At 68.4% G+C, this 15,070-nt stretch carries 15 protein-coding genes; 11 read left to right on the forward strand and 4 right to left on the reverse strand.

The window, feature by feature from the left end:
• Positions 1 to 23: 23 nt before the first annotated feature.
• Genes fabG1 through FHR72_RS09940 form a run of 3 tightly spaced genes read left to right on the forward strand, consistent with a single transcriptional unit; the run spans position 24 to position 2,618 of the window.
• Complete coding sequence (gene fabG1 / locus FHR72_RS09930) at positions 24 to 746, forward strand: 3-oxoacyl-ACP reductase FabG1 (RefSeq protein ID WP_183467747.1); 723 nt, start codon at positions 24 to 26, stop codon at positions 744 to 746.
• Between the two features lie 40 nt (positions 747 to 786).
• Positions 787 to 1,596, forward strand: a complete 810-nt coding sequence (inhA, locus tag FHR72_RS09935) for an NADH-dependent enoyl-ACP reductase InhA (protein ID WP_183467748.1) — start codon at positions 787 to 789, stop codon at positions 1,594 to 1,596.
• The gene (locus FHR72_RS09940; protein ID WP_183467749.1) at positions 1,593 to 2,618 is read left to right on the forward strand and encodes a ferrochelatase; all 1,026 of its coding nucleotides are present in this window, start codon (positions 1,593 to 1,595) and stop codon (positions 2,616 to 2,618) included. Before inhA ends, FHR72_RS09940 begins: the two co-directional genes overlap by 4 nt.
• A 147-nt stretch (positions 2,619 to 2,765) precedes the next feature.
• Here FHR72_RS09940 and FHR72_RS09945 read toward each other — a convergent pair whose 3' ends face one another.
• On the reverse strand, positions 2,766 to 3,635 hold the full coding sequence (locus FHR72_RS09945) for an Rv1486c family protein (protein WP_183467885.1): 870 nt from the start codon (positions 3,633 to 3,635) through the stop codon (positions 2,766 to 2,768).
• A 59-nt stretch (positions 3,636 to 3,694) separates the two neighbouring features.
• Between FHR72_RS09945 and FHR72_RS09950 the strand changes: the two genes are divergently transcribed.
• From FHR72_RS09950 to FHR72_RS09960, 3 genes are read left to right on the forward strand one after another with little or no spacing between them, the layout of a single operon-like run.
• Positions 3,695 to 4,129 (forward strand): NfeD family protein, encoded by a 435-nt coding sequence (locus tag FHR72_RS09950; RefSeq protein WP_183467750.1) that lies wholly within the window; start codon positions 3,695 to 3,697, stop codon positions 4,127 to 4,129.
• A 13-nt stretch (positions 4,130 to 4,142) separates the two neighbouring features.
• Complete coding sequence (locus FHR72_RS09955; RefSeq protein ID WP_183467751.1) at positions 4,143 to 5,360, forward strand: SPFH domain-containing protein; 1,218 nt, start codon at positions 4,143 to 4,145, stop codon at positions 5,358 to 5,360.
• Positions 5,357 to 5,719: a DoxX family protein gene (locus FHR72_RS09960; protein WP_183467752.1), complete on the forward strand. Its 363-nt coding sequence runs from the start codon at positions 5,357 to 5,359 to the stop codon at positions 5,717 to 5,719. The genes FHR72_RS09955 and FHR72_RS09960 overlap by 4 nt, the downstream gene beginning before the upstream one ends.
• Here the strand turns inward: FHR72_RS09960 and FHR72_RS09965 are convergent.
• Positions 5,706 to 6,419, reverse strand: coding sequence for a TVP38/TMEM64 family protein (locus FHR72_RS09965; RefSeq protein ID WP_183467753.1), 714 nt, complete (start codon positions 6,417 to 6,419; stop codon positions 5,706 to 5,708). The genes FHR72_RS09960 and FHR72_RS09965 overlap by 14 nt on opposite strands.
• Positions 6,420 to 6,518: 99 nt before the next feature.
• On the opposite strand from FHR72_RS09965, the gene mutA reads away from it, so the two are divergent.
• The 4 genes from mutA to lipL are packed head-to-tail and all read left to right on the forward strand — an operon-like array spanning position 6,519 to position 13,008.
• Positions 6,519 to 8,390 carry a methylmalonyl-CoA mutase small subunit gene (gene mutA, locus FHR72_RS09970; protein ID WP_183467754.1) on the forward strand — a complete coding sequence of 624 codons (1,872 nt, stop codon included), beginning with the start codon at positions 6,519 to 6,521 and terminating at the stop codon, positions 8,388 to 8,390.
• A 1-nt stretch (position 8,391) separates the two neighbouring features.
• A complete protein-coding gene (scpA, locus tag FHR72_RS09975; RefSeq protein WP_183467755.1) occupies positions 8,392 to 10,650 on the forward strand; it encodes a methylmalonyl-CoA mutase in 2,259 nt (752 codons plus the stop codon).
• Complete coding sequence (gene meaB, locus FHR72_RS09980; RefSeq protein WP_183467756.1) at positions 10,651 to 11,664, forward strand: methylmalonyl Co-A mutase-associated GTPase MeaB; 1,014 nt, start codon at positions 10,651 to 10,653, stop codon at positions 11,662 to 11,664.
• Positions 11,665 to 11,715: 51 nt separating this feature from the next.
• Entirely contained in the window at positions 11,716 to 13,008 is a 1,293-nt protein-coding gene (lipL, locus tag FHR72_RS09985; protein ID WP_183467757.1) for an esterase/beta-lactamase LipL, read from the forward strand.
• Positions 13,009 to 13,010: 2 nt separating this feature from the next.
• On the opposite strand, the gene FHR72_RS09990 is transcribed toward lipL, so the two are convergent.
• Positions 13,011 to 13,745 (reverse strand): hypothetical protein, encoded by a 735-nt coding sequence (locus tag FHR72_RS09990; RefSeq protein WP_183467758.1) that lies wholly within the window; start codon positions 13,743 to 13,745, stop codon positions 13,011 to 13,013.
• Between the two features lie 53 nt (positions 13,746 to 13,798).
• Complete coding sequence (locus FHR72_RS09995; RefSeq protein WP_183467759.1) at positions 13,799 to 14,173, reverse strand: XRE family transcriptional regulator; 375 nt, start codon at positions 14,171 to 14,173, stop codon at positions 13,799 to 13,801.
• Positions 14,174 to 14,309: 136 nt separating this feature from the next.
• Between FHR72_RS09995 and FHR72_RS10000 the strand changes: the two genes are divergently transcribed.
• On the forward strand, positions 14,310 to 14,918 hold the full coding sequence (locus tag FHR72_RS10000; RefSeq protein ID WP_183467760.1) for a hypothetical protein: 609 nt from the start codon (positions 14,310 to 14,312) through the stop codon (positions 14,916 to 14,918).
• The last annotated feature ends 152 nt before the right edge of the window (positions 14,919 to 15,070 follow it).

The raw sequence follows: 15,070 nt of genomic DNA on the forward strand, positions 1-15,070 counted from the left end.
GCTCACCGACTAAGTTGACGGGCATGACTTCTCCCGCTTTCGTCTCCCGTTCGGTGCTCGTCACCGGCGGCAACCGGGGCATCGGTCTGGCCATCGCGCAGCGTCTGGCGGCCGACGGCCACAAGGTGGCCGTCACCCACCGCGGATCCGGTGCGCCCGAGGGACTGTTCGGCGTCGTCTGCGACGTCACCGACAGCGAGGCCGTGGACCGGGCCTTCAAGGAGGTCGAGGAGCATCAGGGCCCCGTCGAGGTGCTGGTGTCGAACGCGGGCATCTCCAAGGACGCATTCCTGATGCGGATGACCGAGGAGAGGTTCGAAGAGGTCATCAACGCCAACCTCACCGGGGCGTTCCGGGTGGCCCAGCGTGCCTCGCGCAGCATGCAGCGCAAGCGCTTCGGGCGGATCATCTTCATCGGTTCGGTCTCGGGCATGTGGGGCATCGGCAATCAGGCGAACTACGCCGCCGCCAAGGCCGGCCTGATCGGCATGGCCCGCTCGATCTCGCGCGAGCTGTCCAAAGCCGGTGTGACCGCGAATGTGGTCGCGCCGGGATACATCGACACCGAGATGACGCGCTCGCTCGACGAGCGCATCCAGGAAGGTGCCCTGGAGTTCATCCCCGCCAAACGGGTCGGCACGGCCGAGGAGGTCGCCGGCGCGGTCAGCTTCCTCGCCTCCGAGGACGCCGGCTATATCGCCGGTGCGGTCATCCCGGTCGACGGCGGCATGGGTATGGGCCACTAGGTCACGGCGTCACAGGCCACCACGACAGACAAGGACTCACATGACAGGCATTCTCGAAGGCAAACGGATCCTCGTCACGGGGATCATCACCGACTCGTCGATCGCCTTCCACATCGCGAAGGTCGCCCAGGAGGCCGGCGCCGAGGTCATCTGCACCGGGTTCAACCGCATGCGGCTCATCGAGCGCATCCTCGAACGGCTGCCGTCCAAACCGCCTCTTCTGGAACTCGACGTCCAGGACGAGAGCCACCTGAACTCGCTGGCCGAGCGGGTGGGCGAGGTGATCGGCGCGGGCAACAAGCTCGACGGCGTCGTGCACTCCATCGGCTTCATGCCTCAGACCGGCATGGGGATCAATCCGTTCTTCGACGCCCCCTACGAGGACGTCGCCAAAGGCATTCACATCTCGGCCTATTCGTACGCCTCCCTGGCCAAAGCGGTGCTGCCGATCATGAACCCGGGCGGCGGCATCGTCGGGATGGACTTCGACCCCACGCGCGCCATGCCGGCCTACAACTGGATGACCGTGGCCAAGAGCGCGCTCGAATCGGTGAACCGGTTCGTCGCCCGCGAAGCCGGCAAGGTCGGCGTGCGTTCCAATCTGGTTGCCGCAGGCCCGATCCGCACCCTGGCGATGAGTGCCATCGTCGGTGGCGCGCTCGGTGACGAGGCCGGCGCGCAGATGCAGCTCCTCGAAGAGGGCTGGGACCAGCGTGCCCCGCTGGGCTGGAACATGAAGGATCCGACGCCGGTGGCAAAGACCGTGTGCGCGTTGCTCTCCGATTGGCTTCCCGCCACCACGGGCACGATCGTCTTCGCCGACGGTGGAGCGAGCACCCAGCTTCTGTGACCGGTTTCGACGCTCTTCTGCTCCTGTCGTTCGGTGGCCCCGAGGGGCCCGAGCAGGTCATGCCGTTCCTGGAGAACGTGACCCGCGGGCGGGGGATCCCCAGGGAACGCCTCGAATCCGTGGCCGAGCACTACCTGCACTTCGGTGGCGTGTCGCCGATCAACGGCATCAACCGCGACCTGATCGCCGCGATCGAGGCCGAATTGGCGCACCGCGGAACCGAACTGCCGGTGTACTTCGGCAACCGCAACTGGGAGCCCTATATCGAGGACACCGTCGCGGCCATGCGGGACAACGGTATTCGCCGTGCAGCGGTGTTCTCGACGTCGGCCTGGGGCGGGTATTCCGGGTGCACGCAATACCAGGAGGACATCGCCCGCGGCCGCGCCGCCGCCGGGCCCGACGCACCCGAACTGGTCAAGCTCCGCCAGTACTTCGACCATCCGCTGCTCGTCGAGATGTTCGCCGACGCCATCCGGGAGGCGGCGGCCACGCTGCCCGAAGAGCTGCGCGACCACGCGCGATTGGTCTTCACGGCGCACTCGATCCCGTTACGGGCCGCGTCCCGTTGCGGGCCAGACCTTTACGAACGCCAGGTCGGGTACACCGCCGGGCTCGTGGCCGCCGCCGCTGGCTACCGTGAGTACGACCAGGTGTGGCAGTCCCGGTCGGGCCCGCCCCAGGTCCCGTGGCTGGAGCCCGACGTCGGTGACCACCTCGACGTGCTGGCCGGCAACGGCACTCGCGCGGTCATCGTGTGTCCGGTGGGCTTCGTGGCCGACCACATCGAGGTGGTCTGGGATCTCGACAGCGAACTCGCCGAGCAGGCCGCCGAGGCCGGCATCGCGTTCGCCCGTGCGACGACACCGAACGCACAGCCGCGCTTCGCGCAGCTCGCCGTCGATCTGCTCGACGAAGTGCGGCACGGCCGTGCGCCCCTGCGCGTCAGCGGATCCGAGCCGGTGCCCGGCTACGGCAGCAGCGTCAACGGCGCGCTGTGCACCCCGTCCTGTGGCGTCTGATGCTCCTCGCGCGAGCGCTCGTCGTCTGATGCTCCTCGCGCGAGCGCTCGTCGTCTGATGCTCCTCGCGCAAGCGCTCGTCGTCTCGTGCTCCTCGCGCAAGCGCTCGTCGTCTGATGCTCCTCGCGCAAGCGCTCGTCGTCGGCGCCTAGTTCTTCCAGGCGGAGTGCAGGATCGCGTCCACCGCGGCCAGGCGCGCCGACCGCACGACGGAGCTGAGCGGGCGCAGCGCGTCGCTGGCCAGCTGGAACTCCGAGGAACTCTGCAGGCCGATCGGGATCAGCCCCGAACTGACGGTGATGATGGCGTCGACGTGTGCGGCGTTCTCCAGTACCCGGATCGCGCGGGTCGGTGCGTGGTCGGGGATGCGGTGGGCCCGCGTCGAGTCGAGGACCTGCTCCACGAGCCTGCGGGGATCGGTGATGTCGCCGGCCGGGGCGCCGGCGCGCAGGGCGCCCAGGGCATCTGCTGCCGAACGCACCGCGTCGCGCAACTCGTACTCGGCTTCCCCGAGGTCGAAGTGGCCGGCCGGGGGTGCGGAGGAGAACGAATAGACCGTCCAGGACAGCCCGCTCAGTTCGGCCTCGTACTCGAATTCGTCGTCGGGATCGGGCGTGTCGGAGAAGCTGTCCTCGTATTCGAAGTCGGGCACCAGGCCGATGGCCCCGTGCAGACCGTTGACGACCACGGCCTCGCCCGCGGCGATGGCGTCACGGCCGAACTGGGTGCCCGGCGGGAGGCCCCGCACGTCACCGGGCACAGGCAGCGCAAGGGAGATGGACGGCTGATGGGTGCCCCGCGCGGACGCGGTGCGCATCGTCTGCAGGAGCGAGACCGAGGCGGCGTCCTCGAGGTCGGGCCACGACAGCCCGGTGCGCTCGGCGGCGGCGGAATCGTAAGCCGTCACCGAATGCCTTGTCGTCCATTGGGATAACGCGTCCAGGACGTCGTCAGGCGCGGCCGCGCCTGCCAGCCAGGCGTTGGCCCACACCGTCAGCGAAACACTCGGGCACCACATGATGGCTGCAGTGTAGTTGTTAGCCACTCATCCGGTCTGCTGCGCGATAGGGTGGCGGCATGCCCGTCTCGTTGATCTGGCTGATCGCAGCATTGGCGCTCGCCGGCGCGGAGGCACTGACCGGCGATCTCTTTCTGCTCATGCTCAGCGGCGGGGCGCTGGCCGCGGCGGGGTCGAGCTTCCTGTTCGACTGGCCGATCTGGGCTGACGGCATCGTCTTCCTGCTGGTCTCCGTCCTGCTGCTGGTCGGGGTGCGCCCGGCGCTGCGCCGGCGGATGCAGTCCGGCAAAGGTCTTCCGGAACCCGTCAGAGCGCTGGAGGGCAAGAGCGCGCTTGTCCTCGACCGGGTCGCCCGCCACGAGGGTCAGGTGAAACTCGACGGCGAGGTGTGGACGGCAAGGCCCTACAACGAGAACGACGTGTTCGAGCCCGGCGACCAGGTGACCGTCGTACACATCGACGGAGCCACCGCGGTCGTCGGCAAGATCGCCTGAGAAGGAGGCTGTTGTGGACGGTGCTGTCGCAGGACTGATCCTGCTCGCCGTGTTGGTGGTGTTCGCCGCGATCATCGTCGCGAAGTCGGTGGCGTTGATCCCGCAGGCCGAGGCCGCGGTCATCGAGCGCCTCGGCCGCTACAGCAAGACGGTGTCGGGCCAGCTCACCCTGCTGCTGCCTTTCGTCGACAAGATCCGTGCACGCGTCGACCTGCGCGAGCGCGTCGTGTCGTTCCCGCCGCAGCCGGTGATCACCGAGGACAACCTGACGGTCAACATCGACACCGTCGTGTACTTCCAGGTCACCAATCCCCAGGCGGCCGTCTACCAGATCAGCAACTACATCGTGGGCGTCGAACAGCTGACCACCACGACGCTGCGCAATGTCGTCGGCGGCATGACGCTCGAACAGACGCTCACCTCGCGCGACTCCATCAACGGCCAGCTGCGCGGGGTGCTCGACGAGGCGACCGGCCGCTGGGGGTTGCGCGTGGCCCGCGTCGAACTCCGCAGCATCGACCCGCCGCCGTCGATCCAGGACTCGATGGAAAAGCAGATGCGCGCGGACCGGGAGAAGCGCGCGATGATCCTCACGGCCGAGGGCAACCGCGAAGCCTCGATCAAGCAGGCGGAGGGTCAGAAGCAGGCACAGATCCTGGCCGCCGAGGGCGCCAAGCAGGCCGCGATCCTGGCTGCGGAAGCCGACCGGCAGTCGCGCATGCTGCGCGCTCAGGGCGAACGGGCTGCGGCCTACCTGCAGGCGCAGGGCCAGGCGAAGGCCATCGAGAAGACCTTCGCCGCGATCAAGGCGGGCCGCCCGACCCCGGAGATGCTGGCCTACCAGTACCTTCAGACCCTGCCGCAGATGGCCAAGGGCGAGGCGAACAAGGTGTGGCTGGTGCCGAGCGATTTCGGTTCGGCACTGCAGGGTTTCACCAAGATGCTGGGCGCGCCGGGGGAGGACGGGGTGTTCCGCTACACCCCGTCGCCGATCGAGGAGAGTCTGGCCCGGCCGGAGGACGACTCCGAGGAGGTCGCCGACTGGTTCTCCACCGAGACCGACCCGGCCATCGCCGAAGCGGTCGCCAAGGCCGAGGCGGAGGCTCGCATCCCGGTCCCGGGCTCCCTCGACGGGCCCCGGCAGTACCCGCCCCTCTCGCAGCAGGCGCAGCCGCCGGCGACGGACTACGCCCAGCCTCCGACGGGCCGGCACGGATCGCCTGAGCAGTGAGCGCGCTGACGTCGGGGCGCGCCTACGCAGTGTTGGCGGCTTTTCAGGCCGCCGACGCGGCCGCCTGCGTCGGCCCGATCGGACCGATCAAAAAAGCGTTCGACGACGTCGGCGTCCCGGAGGAGCTGCGGAGGGGGATCCCGATCGTGAAGGCGGCCAGCGCCGTCGGGCTGCTCTCGGTCTTCCGGTTCCCCGCGCTGGCACGGCTCACCACCTTCATGCTGACGATCTATTTCGTGCTGGCGGTGGGCTCGCACCTGCGCGTCAAGGACTGGAGTCCCAACCTTGCCGCGGCGTCGACGTTCCTGCTGCTGTTCGCCACGATGACGGCGAAGGGGCCCGAGGTCAGGGGGCGCTGACCGGTTCGTGTGCGCGGCGGTGTCTGCGGATCTCGTAGGCCAGGCCCGCCATCCCGATGCCGGCGGTACACGCCGACACCAGCACCAGCAGCGGGCTGACCCGCCCGGTCAGTGCGTCACCGAGAATGACGATGGCCGCCGTCCCGGGCAGCACGCCGAAGAACGTGGCCAGGGTGTAGGGGATCACCCGCACCGCGGACGCGCCCGCGGCGTAGTTGAGTACCGAGAAGGGGACCGCAGGGATCATCCTGGTGGCCAGCACGACGGGCCAGCCGCGGGCGCGCAGCCGCCGGTCGATGGCCTCGACGCGGGGATGGGAGACCCACCGGCTGACCTGCCAGCCGGCCGAGCGGACCAGCAGCAGCGCGATCACCGCGCTGATTGTGCTGGCGGCGACGGCGATCGGGATGCCCAGCACCGGCCCGAACAGCAGCCCGGCGGCGAGCGTGAAAGCCGTGCGGGGGAACGGGAATACCGTCATCACCACGTGCGCGGCGAAGAAGGCCAGGGGAAACCACGCCCCGACCGACGTGGCCCAGTCCCGCAGCTGCACCGCGGTGGGCAACGGCACCAGCAGCGCAACTGCGACGAGAATCACAATCGCGGCCACCAGTGCCACGAGGCGCCTGCGCGGGACCGTCCGCAGCGTGACCACGACCGCCGACGACACGGTACGCAGCGTGCTGACTACGGATTTCACGGTTTCCCAGCCTACGGGGCCGAAGCAAACTCACTCCTCGACCGGGATGTGGACTCTGCACACCGGCGTACGCTGATGTGATCGCCATCATTTAGCCTGATGGCTGTGCAGAAACCCAGCGCCGGCTCTGCCGGAGTAGTCGACTCCGATCTGGACCGATGGCGCTCCGCCGTGGCGGGCGTTCTTGCGAAGTCCACCAAGAAGGATCCTGCCGAGCTGGGCGCCGAGCCCGAGCGTCTGCTCGATTCCGACACGTACGACGGCTTCCCCATCCGCCCCCTGTACACCCGTCGCGATGAGATCGCCGAGCCCGCGCTCCCCGGCCGCTGGCCGTTCGTGCGTGGCGGCGACGCACTGCGCGACGTCAAGGCGGGCTGGAAGGTCGCCGACGTCTACCCCGCAGACGGAGCACCGGCAGCCGAGGCCAACGGCGCGATCCTGCTCGGACTCACCGAGGGAATCAGCGCGCTGATCCTGCGCATCGGCGACGGGGCCGTGGCGCCCGCCGAGCTGAACCAGCTGCTGGAGGGGGTCTACCTGGACCTCGTGCCGATCGTGGTCGAGACGACGGGCGACGGTTCGACGTTCGCCGCGACCGTGGACGCGCTGACCAATCTGCTCAGCGGTCTCGACGACGAGCAGCGCGCCCGCCTGTCGCTCGACCTCGGGGCCGACCCGCTCACCGCCCCGCTGGCCGGTCGGTCCGCGCCGCCGCTCGACGCCGTCGTCGCGGCCGCGCAGCAGGTCGCCGGCTATGACGGACACATCCGCACTGTCACCGTCGACGGGCCCACGTTCCACAACAGCGGAGCGAACGCTTCCTGGGAGCTCGGCGCGGCCGTCGCCGCGGGCGTGTCCTATCTGCGCCACCTCGTCGACGCCGGCCTGCCGACGGCCGCCGCGCTCGGCCAGATCAGCTTCCGGTTCGCCGCCGACGACGACCAGTTCCAGTCCATCGCCAAACTCCGTGCCGCCCGCCGGCTCTGGGCGCGGGTGGCCGAGGTGGTCGGAGAGCCCGACGCCGGGGCCGCCACGATCATCGCGACGACGTCACTGCCGATGATGTCGCAGCGCGATCCCTGGGTGAACATGCTGCGCACCACCGTCGCGGCCTTCGCGGCGGGCGTGGGTGGCGCCGACATCGTTGCGGTGCATCCGTTCGACGTCGCCATCGACGGTGGATTCCCCGGAACCGCACGCAGTTTCGCGCGCCGCATCGCTCGCAACACCCAGCTGCTACTGCTCGAGGAGTCCCACATCGGACGCGTCCTCGATCCGGCCGGCGGCTCGTGGTTCGTCGAGGACCTGACCCGAGAACTCGCCGAGCAGGCCTGGGCGCACTTCCAGCAGATCGAGGCCGAGGGCGGTTTCGAGGCGGCCCGCGAGCACATCGCGGCGCAGATCGGCGAGGTGGCCCGTCGCCGCGCTGTCGACATCGCGCACCGCCGGACCTCGCTCACCGGTGTCAATGAATTCCCGAACCTCGGCGAAGTGCCGCTGCCGCAAGGTGATCCGCTGCCGGCCGTGCAGCGCTACGCCGCCGGGTTCGAGGCGCTGCGCAACCGTAGCGATGCGTATCTGGAGAAGCACGGCGCACGGCCGAAGGCGCTGCTGCTGCCCCTGGGGCCGCTGGCCGAGCACAACATCCGGACGACGTTCACGTCCAACCTCCTCGCCTCCGGAGGAGTCGAAGCGGTGAACCCCGGTCCGTTGGACGCCTCCGGTGTCCAGGCCGCGGTCACCGACGCGGGTGCGTCGGACGTGGCGGTGATCTGCGGCACCGACGCCCGGTACGCCGACGAGGTCGAAGCCGTGGTCGAGGCGGCCCGGGCCGCAGGCCTCACCCACGTTCTGCTGGCCGGTCCCGAAAAGGCCGTCGCCGCGGCACAATCCAAGCCCGACGGCTATCTGACCGCGAAGATCGATGCCGTCGAAGCGCTGTCGGACCTGCTCACCCGATTGGGGGCATGACATGACCGTCACCGAACCGAAGAAGACGATCGACAGCTTCGCCGAGGTGCCTCTCGTCGGCGACGACGCCGCGACCGCGTCGTCGCCGTCCGAGGTGGGGGAGCAGGTCGCGGCCGCTGCTGCCGCACACGGCTACAGTCCCGACCAGCTCGACTGGGCGACCCCGGAGGGCATCGACGTCAAACCGGTCTACATCGCCGCCGACCGCGACGCCGTCGTCGAGGCGGGCTACCCGCTCGACAGCCTGCCCGGCGAGCCGCCGTTCGTCCGTGGGCCGTACCCGACGATGTATGTGAACCAGCCGTGGACCATCCGGCAGTACGCGGGCTTCTCGACCGCCGCAGAATCGAACGCGTTCTACCGTCGTAACCTCGCGGCCGGCCAGAAGGGCCTCTCGGTCGCGTTCGACCTGGCCACCCACCGCGGCTACGACTCCGATCACCCGCGGGTGGCCGGTGACGTCGGCATGGCCGGCGTGGCCATCGACTCCATCCTCGACATGCGCCAGCTGTTCGACGGCATCGACCTGTCCACGGTGTCGGTGTCGATGACGATGAACGGTGCGGTCCTGCCGATTCTCGCGCTCTACGTGGTGGCCGCCGAGGAGCAGGGTGTGCCGCCGGAGAAGCTGGCCGGGACCATCCAGAACGACATCCTCAAAGAGTTCATGGTCCGCAACACCTACATCTATCCGCCGAAGCCGTCGATGCGCATCATCTCCGACATCTTCGGCTACACCAGCGCCAAGATGCCGAAGTTCAACAGCATCTCGATCTCGGGCTATCACATCCAGGAGGCCGGTGCGACAGCCGATCTGGAGCTGGGCTACACCCTGGCCGACGGTGTCGAGTACATCAAAGCGGGCCTGGACGCCGGCCTGGACATCGACAAGTTCGCGCCCCGGCTGTCCTTCTTCTGGGGCATCGGCATGAACTTCTTCATGGAGGTCGCCAAGCTGCGTGCGGGGCGGCTGCTGTGGAGTGAGCTGGTCGCGCAGTTCGAGCCGAAGAGCTCGAAATCGCTGTCCCTGCGCACGCATTCGCAGACCTCCGGATGGTCGCTGACGGCCCAGGACGCGTTCAACAACGTCGCCCGCACGTGTATCGAGGCGATGGCCGCGACGCAGGGCCACACCCAGTCGCTGCACACCAACGCCCTCGACGAGGCGCTGGCGCTGCCCACCGATTTCTCCGCCCGCATCGCGCGCAACACCCAGCTGCTCCTGCAGCAGGAGTCGGGCACCACCCGGCCGATCGACCCGTGGGGCGGCTCGTATTACGTCGAGTGGCTGACCTATCAGCTGGCCGAGAAGGCCCGCGCCCACATCCGCGAGATCGCCGAGCACGGCGGCATGGCCCAGGCCATCAACGAGGGCATCCCGAAGCTGCGCATCGAGGAGGCCGCCGCCCGCACGCAGGCCCGCATCGACTCCGGCGCGCAGACCGTCATCGGGGTGAACAAGTACCAGGTCGACGAGGACCACGAGATCGAGGTTCTCAAGGTCGAGAACAGCCGGGTCCGCGCCGAACAGATCGCCAAGCTGGAGAAGCTGCGCAGCGAGCGCGACGACGCCGCCACCCGGGCCGCCCTGGCCGAATTGGCGCGTGCCGCAGCGGCTTCGGGCCAGGCGGGGGAGGACGGCCTGGGCAACAACCTGCTCGCCCTGGCCATCGACGCGGCCCGCGCCAAGGCCACCGTGGGTGAGATCTCCGACGCGCTGGAGAAGGTCTACGGCAGGCATCAGGCCGAGATCCGCACCATCGCCGGGGTGTATCGAGATGAGGTGGGCATGGCCAGCAACGTGAGTGGGGCGACCGAGCTGGTGGAGAAGTTCGCCGAGGCGGACGGGCGCCGACCGCGCATCCTGGTCGCCAAGATGGGCCAGGACGGCCACGACCGAGGTCAGAAGGTCATCGCCACCGCGTTCGCCGACATCGGTTTCGATGTCGACGTCGGCTCGCTGTTCTCCACCCCCGAGGAGGTCGCGCGCCAGGCCGCCGACAACGACGTGCACGTCGTCGGGGTGTCCTCGTTGGCGGCCGGCCACCTCACGCTGGTGCCCGCCCTGCGTGACGCACTCGCCGAGGTGGGCCGCCCCGACATCATGATCGTGGTCGGCGGCGTCATCCCGCCCGGCGATTTCGACGAGCTGTACCAGGCCGGGGCCACCGCGATCTTCCCGCCCGGCACCGTGATCGCCGACGCCGCCATCGGACTGCTGAACAAGCTCGCCGAACGACTCGGGTACACGCTGAGCTAGATGAGCCAGCTGCCCACCGACCTCGCGGCGGCACTGCGCACCGGGGACCGCTCGGCGCTGGCGCGGGCGATCACACTCGTCGAGTCGACCCGCGCCGATCACCGGGAGAGGGCCCAGGAACTGCTGCTCGAGCTGTCCTCGGCTGGTGGGCAGGGCTCATCGCGGGGGCCGGCGACGCGAGTCGGTATCACCGGCGTTCCCGGGGTCGGCAAGTCGACGACCATCGAGGCACTCGGCATCCACCTGATCGAACAGGGCCACCGGGTGGCGGTTCTCGCCGTCGACCCGTCCTCGACGCGCACGGGCGGATCGATCCTGGGCGACAAGACCCGGATGGCCAGACTGGCAGTCCACCCGGACGCCTACATCCGTCCGTCGCCGACGTCGGGCACGCTCGGCGGCGTCGCGAAAGCGACGCGCGAGACGATCGTGTTGCTGGAGGCGGCCGGATATGACGTCGTCCTGGTCGAGACCGTCGGGGTCGGGCAGTCCGAGGTGACGGTTGCCAACATGGTCGACACCTTCGTCTTCCTGACCCTGGCCCGCACCGGCGACCAACTCCAGGGCATCAAGAAAGGTGTCCTCGAGCTGGCGGATGTGGTGGTGGTCAACAAGGCCGACGGCGAGCACGCACTCGAGGCCAAGGCCGCGGCCCGGGAGCTCGCCGGCGCGATCAGGTTGATCTACCCCCGCGAAACCTTATGGCGCCCACCGGTTCTGACGATGAGTGCGCTGACCGGCGCGGGCCTGTCCGAGCTGTGGGACACCGTGCTCAAACACCGCGGGGTTCTGTCGGAGGCCGGCCAGTTCGAGGCGAGACGCCGTACCCAGCAGGTGGAGTGGACATGGTCGATGGTGCGGGACACCGTGCTCGACCGGGTGATGTCCAGCCCCGGGGTGCGGGCGATCCGCGCCGACGTGGAGCGGCAGGTGCGCGAGGGTGAACTCACGCCGGCGCTTGCTGCACAGCAGATACTGGCGGCCGTCGAGCAGTCCGATCGGCCCGGGGGCTAACAAATCGGTAACTCTGCAATTGTTTGCCCTGCACCGGGGTAAATTCATCTTGTGACGGGCGTCAACTCCCGGGAGCGCAGCGCGGCGCTCTCGCATGGCCACGGCGGGCACCTGCCCCATGGCGTTCAAGGCGCAGCAGATCCCAATTTCACGTGCGCGGTACGTGCGTTCTCGCAGATGTTCCCGCATCGGCGCTTCGGCGGCGGCGCCCTGTCGGTGTATCTGAACGGCGAATGCGTCGTCGACGTATGGACCGGATGGTCGGACCGCAAGGGCAAACGGCGCTGGACCGCCGACACCGCGCCCATGGTGTTCTCGGCGACCAAGGGTGTCGCCGCGACCGTCATCCACCGGCTGGCCGACCGCGGGCTGATCGACTACGACGCCCCGGTCGCCGAGTACTGGCGTGAGTTCGGCGTCAACGGCAAGTCGCAGATCACCGTGCGCGAGCTGATGCGCCACCGGGCCGGCCTGTCGCAACTGAACGGCGTGGCCAAGGCCGATCTGATGGACCACCTGATCATGGAGGAGCGCCTGGCCGCGGCCCCCGCGAGCTGGCTGGTCGGCAGGCCCGCCTACCACGCGTTCACCTTCGGCTGGTTGCTGTCGGGCCTTGCACGGTCGGTCACCGGGGTCGGTATGCGCGAGCTGATCCGCACCGAGGTGGCGGCTCCCCTGAACACCGACGGGATCCATCTCGGCCGGCCACCGGCGCAGGCCCCCACCCAGCCGGCGCGCATCATCGGGCCCCAGACGCGGCTGCAGAATCCGGTCTTCAATCTCGTCGCCCCGCGCATCGCCGCGCTGCCGTTCTCCGCGGCGTTCGGCGCCATGTACTTCCCCGGGGTGAAGTCGTTCGTCCAGGGCGACACCCCTCTGCTGGACAGTGAGATCCCGGCCGCGAACGGAGTGGCCACGGCCCGCGCGCTCGCCCGCATGTACGGCGCCATCGCCAACGGCGGGGAGATCGACGGGATGCAGTATCTGTCCCGCGAGACCACGGCAGCGCTGACCGGCCGACGCAGCCTGCGCCTGGACCACAGCATGGTGATGCCGCTGTCGTTCCACCTGGGTTACCACGGCCTGCCGATCCCGGGTCTGCTGCCGGGTTTCGGCCACGTCGGGCTCGGTGGTTCGCTGGGCTGGGCCGATCCGGCCGAAGGCCTGGCGTTCAGCTTCGTGCACAACCGTCTGCTCACCCCGATGGTGGTCAGCGATCAGGCCGGCTTCGTCGCGACCGCCGCACTGGTGCGCCGCGGCGCGTCACAGGCACGCAAGAACGGGTTCCGCAGAGTGCGTGAGTTCGGCGCGCCGTTCACCGACGTCACCGCCACCGCGGTCTAGGTCTAGGTCTTCGCTCCCGAGAACCATCGCGTCTTGATCCGCCACGAATGGGCGGAGGTCAGCGCAAATCCCGCGCCGCAGGCGCACGCGAAGATCCAGACGAGCGTGGTGCCCTGGACGGTCTGCAGTGCCGGGACGAACGCGGTGATCACCCGCACGACACACGCCAGGATTCCCATGCCGCACGCGAAGAGATAGACATTGGCGATCGGGCGCGACCGCGGGTCTGTCCGCAGGATCAGCAGGGCTCTGCCGCCGTAGCCGAGCAGGTAGATCAGCATGCCGCAGAGCATCAGCCAGTAGATGTTGAGCCACAGGTCGGTCGGCACGTCGAAGAAGTCCGCACGGTAGATCGACGCTCCGTTGCCCAGCCAGAACGCCGCCAGCAGAAGGGGGATGCACAACGTCGCCGGCAACTCGATGTGCTGGCGGAACCGTTGCTGCATCGCGTGGTCCTGCTCCAGACGGCCCAGCGCGTTGTAGACGACCGCCGACGCGGCGACGATGTAGCAATCGTGTCCGAGGTAGTCCTCGAGATTCCATTTACCCGTCAGCGAGTACAGCCACGGTCCCAGCGTCTCGGAGGCCAGCGGGGACATCAGCAGAACGGCGGCACCCTGCAGGGCGATGTTGAGTGTTGCGGCGACTTCCCAGCGACAGGACCACGTGACGCGGCGGATCCACAGGCTCCACGCGATGCACAACAAGGTGATCACGATGAGGGATGCCAAAGCCATGGGTGGTCGCTTTCACACGGATACGGTTCAGCAAATTGTAAAGGCAGAAACCGTCAAAGGGGAGGTGCATCCATACGTGGTGACAGCTGCGACAATTTCGTGCGCTGCCTCGGGGTGGCCTTGACGGTGGTGTCGGGCAGTGTGGCCAGGGAAGAAGGTGCTGGTCCCGTCGCTTCGACGTACTGCCAGACCTCCTGCCGGGTCATCAGCCCGAATTGAATCTGGAGATCCGGATAGCTCAACGAGAATCGGTCGGCAACCAGTCGGAGTTCCTCGGCATTGGGATAGTCGGCCTCTTTGATGCGCCGGTAATAGGTGCTGCTCGAAATGCCGAGAGCGTCAAATAAGTCCTTTGCGTCGATCTCTCCGTCCAGGAGGTAGTCGAGCAGGGCCTTGAGCTGTCTGCCGTTCTCGTCCGTACGGGGCATCTGAACACCATAAACCCTGATCCCGGCTTTGGGCAGTCCCTCCCGGCAAATGGATTAGTCCGTCTTTATTGACATGGCCGTCACAGTATTGGGAGCACTCTCCCAATTCTGGGACATTCGCTGTACGGTTAGCTGCATGGTCGCTCCATACATCACAGACGAGGTCAAACAACGGCCCGTCTTCACCGCGCCGGTATCCCTGGATGTGTTCGATCGCCCCGCGATCGACGCGCTGCCCGCCCAACTCGAGAAGTTCGGCACCTCGCCGTCGAGCGAACTGACCGAAGAACTCGACGCGGCCGCTGAATGGCTCGGCGTGCAGGTCGAGGAGATCCTCCTCGCCGCGCTGGGCCGCACACTTGGCCGGACCCGCGGCGAGGGAACCGTGACGGTCGACGTCACCGGTGGCCATCGCTGGCTCAGTCACCCCGTGACGCTGATCTGTTCGGACGCGTCGCCGATGGGGCCCACGGAGATGCTGCAGGGAGCGCACACCGCGCTGACCGAAACGTCCGATCTGGCCAACGCGCAGGCGGAGCTGCTGCTCAACGTCGCCGTGGCCGGGCTGATCGACGTCCCCGCCGGGCGCGCGCTGGAGCTGCGTGTGCAGCGCGTGGACGGGCTGCTCCAGGTCGACTGGTGGTACGACCCGCAGCGCTTCGACGCCTACTCCATCGAAGAGATGGCCGAGCAGTTCCCGCTCGCTCTGATCGACATCACCTCGGACGCCGCCGCGCCCCTGTGAGACCCGACGCGGCGCTGCCGCGGTGATCTCACCGCGGCGGCGCCGCTAAACTATGTCCAGCGGCGTCGATCCGGCCATCACCGGGGAGCCTTCGGAAGAACGGTGGCGGGTTCTCGCCCGCGCCCAGTAGAACCGAACGGGTGGGCCCGTCA

Origin of the sequence: Mycolicibacterium iranicum (assembly GCF_014190915.1) — a bacterium.
In the GTDB taxonomy this organism is placed as follows: Bacteria; Actinomycetota; Actinomycetes; order Mycobacteriales; family Mycobacteriaceae; genus Mycobacterium; species Mycobacterium iranicum_B.

Bases quoted from the DNA above. Each gene is read 5' to 3' on its own strand.
- fabG1 (WP_183467747.1), top strand. From the start codon at position 24: ATGACTTCTCCCGCTTTCGTCTCCCGTTCGGTGCTCGTCACCGGCGGC.
- inhA (WP_183467748.1), top strand. From the start codon at position 787: ATGACAGGCATTCTCGAAGGCAAACGGATCCTCGTCACGGGGATCATC.
- FHR72_RS09945 (WP_183467885.1), bottom strand. From the start codon at position 3,635: ATGTGGTGCCCGAGTGTTTCGCTGACGGTGTGGGCCAACGCCTGGCTG.
- FHR72_RS09950 (WP_183467750.1), top strand. From the start codon at position 3,695: ATGCCCGTCTCGTTGATCTGGCTGATCGCAGCATTGGCGCTCGCCGGC.
- mutA (WP_183467754.1), top strand. From the start codon at position 6,519: ATGGCTGTGCAGAAACCCAGCGCCGGCTCTGCCGGAGTAGTCGACTCC.
- scpA (WP_183467755.1), top strand. From the start codon at position 8,392: ATGACCGTCACCGAACCGAAGAAGACGATCGACAGCTTCGCCGAGGTG.
- meaB (WP_183467756.1), top strand. From the start codon at position 10,651: ATGAGCCAGCTGCCCACCGACCTCGCGGCGGCACTGCGCACCGGGGAC.
- FHR72_RS09990 (WP_183467758.1), bottom strand. From the start codon at position 13,745: ATGGCTTTGGCATCCCTCATCGTGATCACCTTGTTGTGCATCGCGTGG.
- FHR72_RS09995 (WP_183467759.1), bottom strand. From the start codon at position 14,173: ATGCCCCGTACGGACGAGAACGGCAGACAGCTCAAGGCCCTGCTCGAC.
- FHR72_RS10000 (WP_183467760.1), top strand. From the start codon at position 14,310: ATGGTCGCTCCATACATCACAGACGAGGTCAAACAACGGCCCGTCTTC.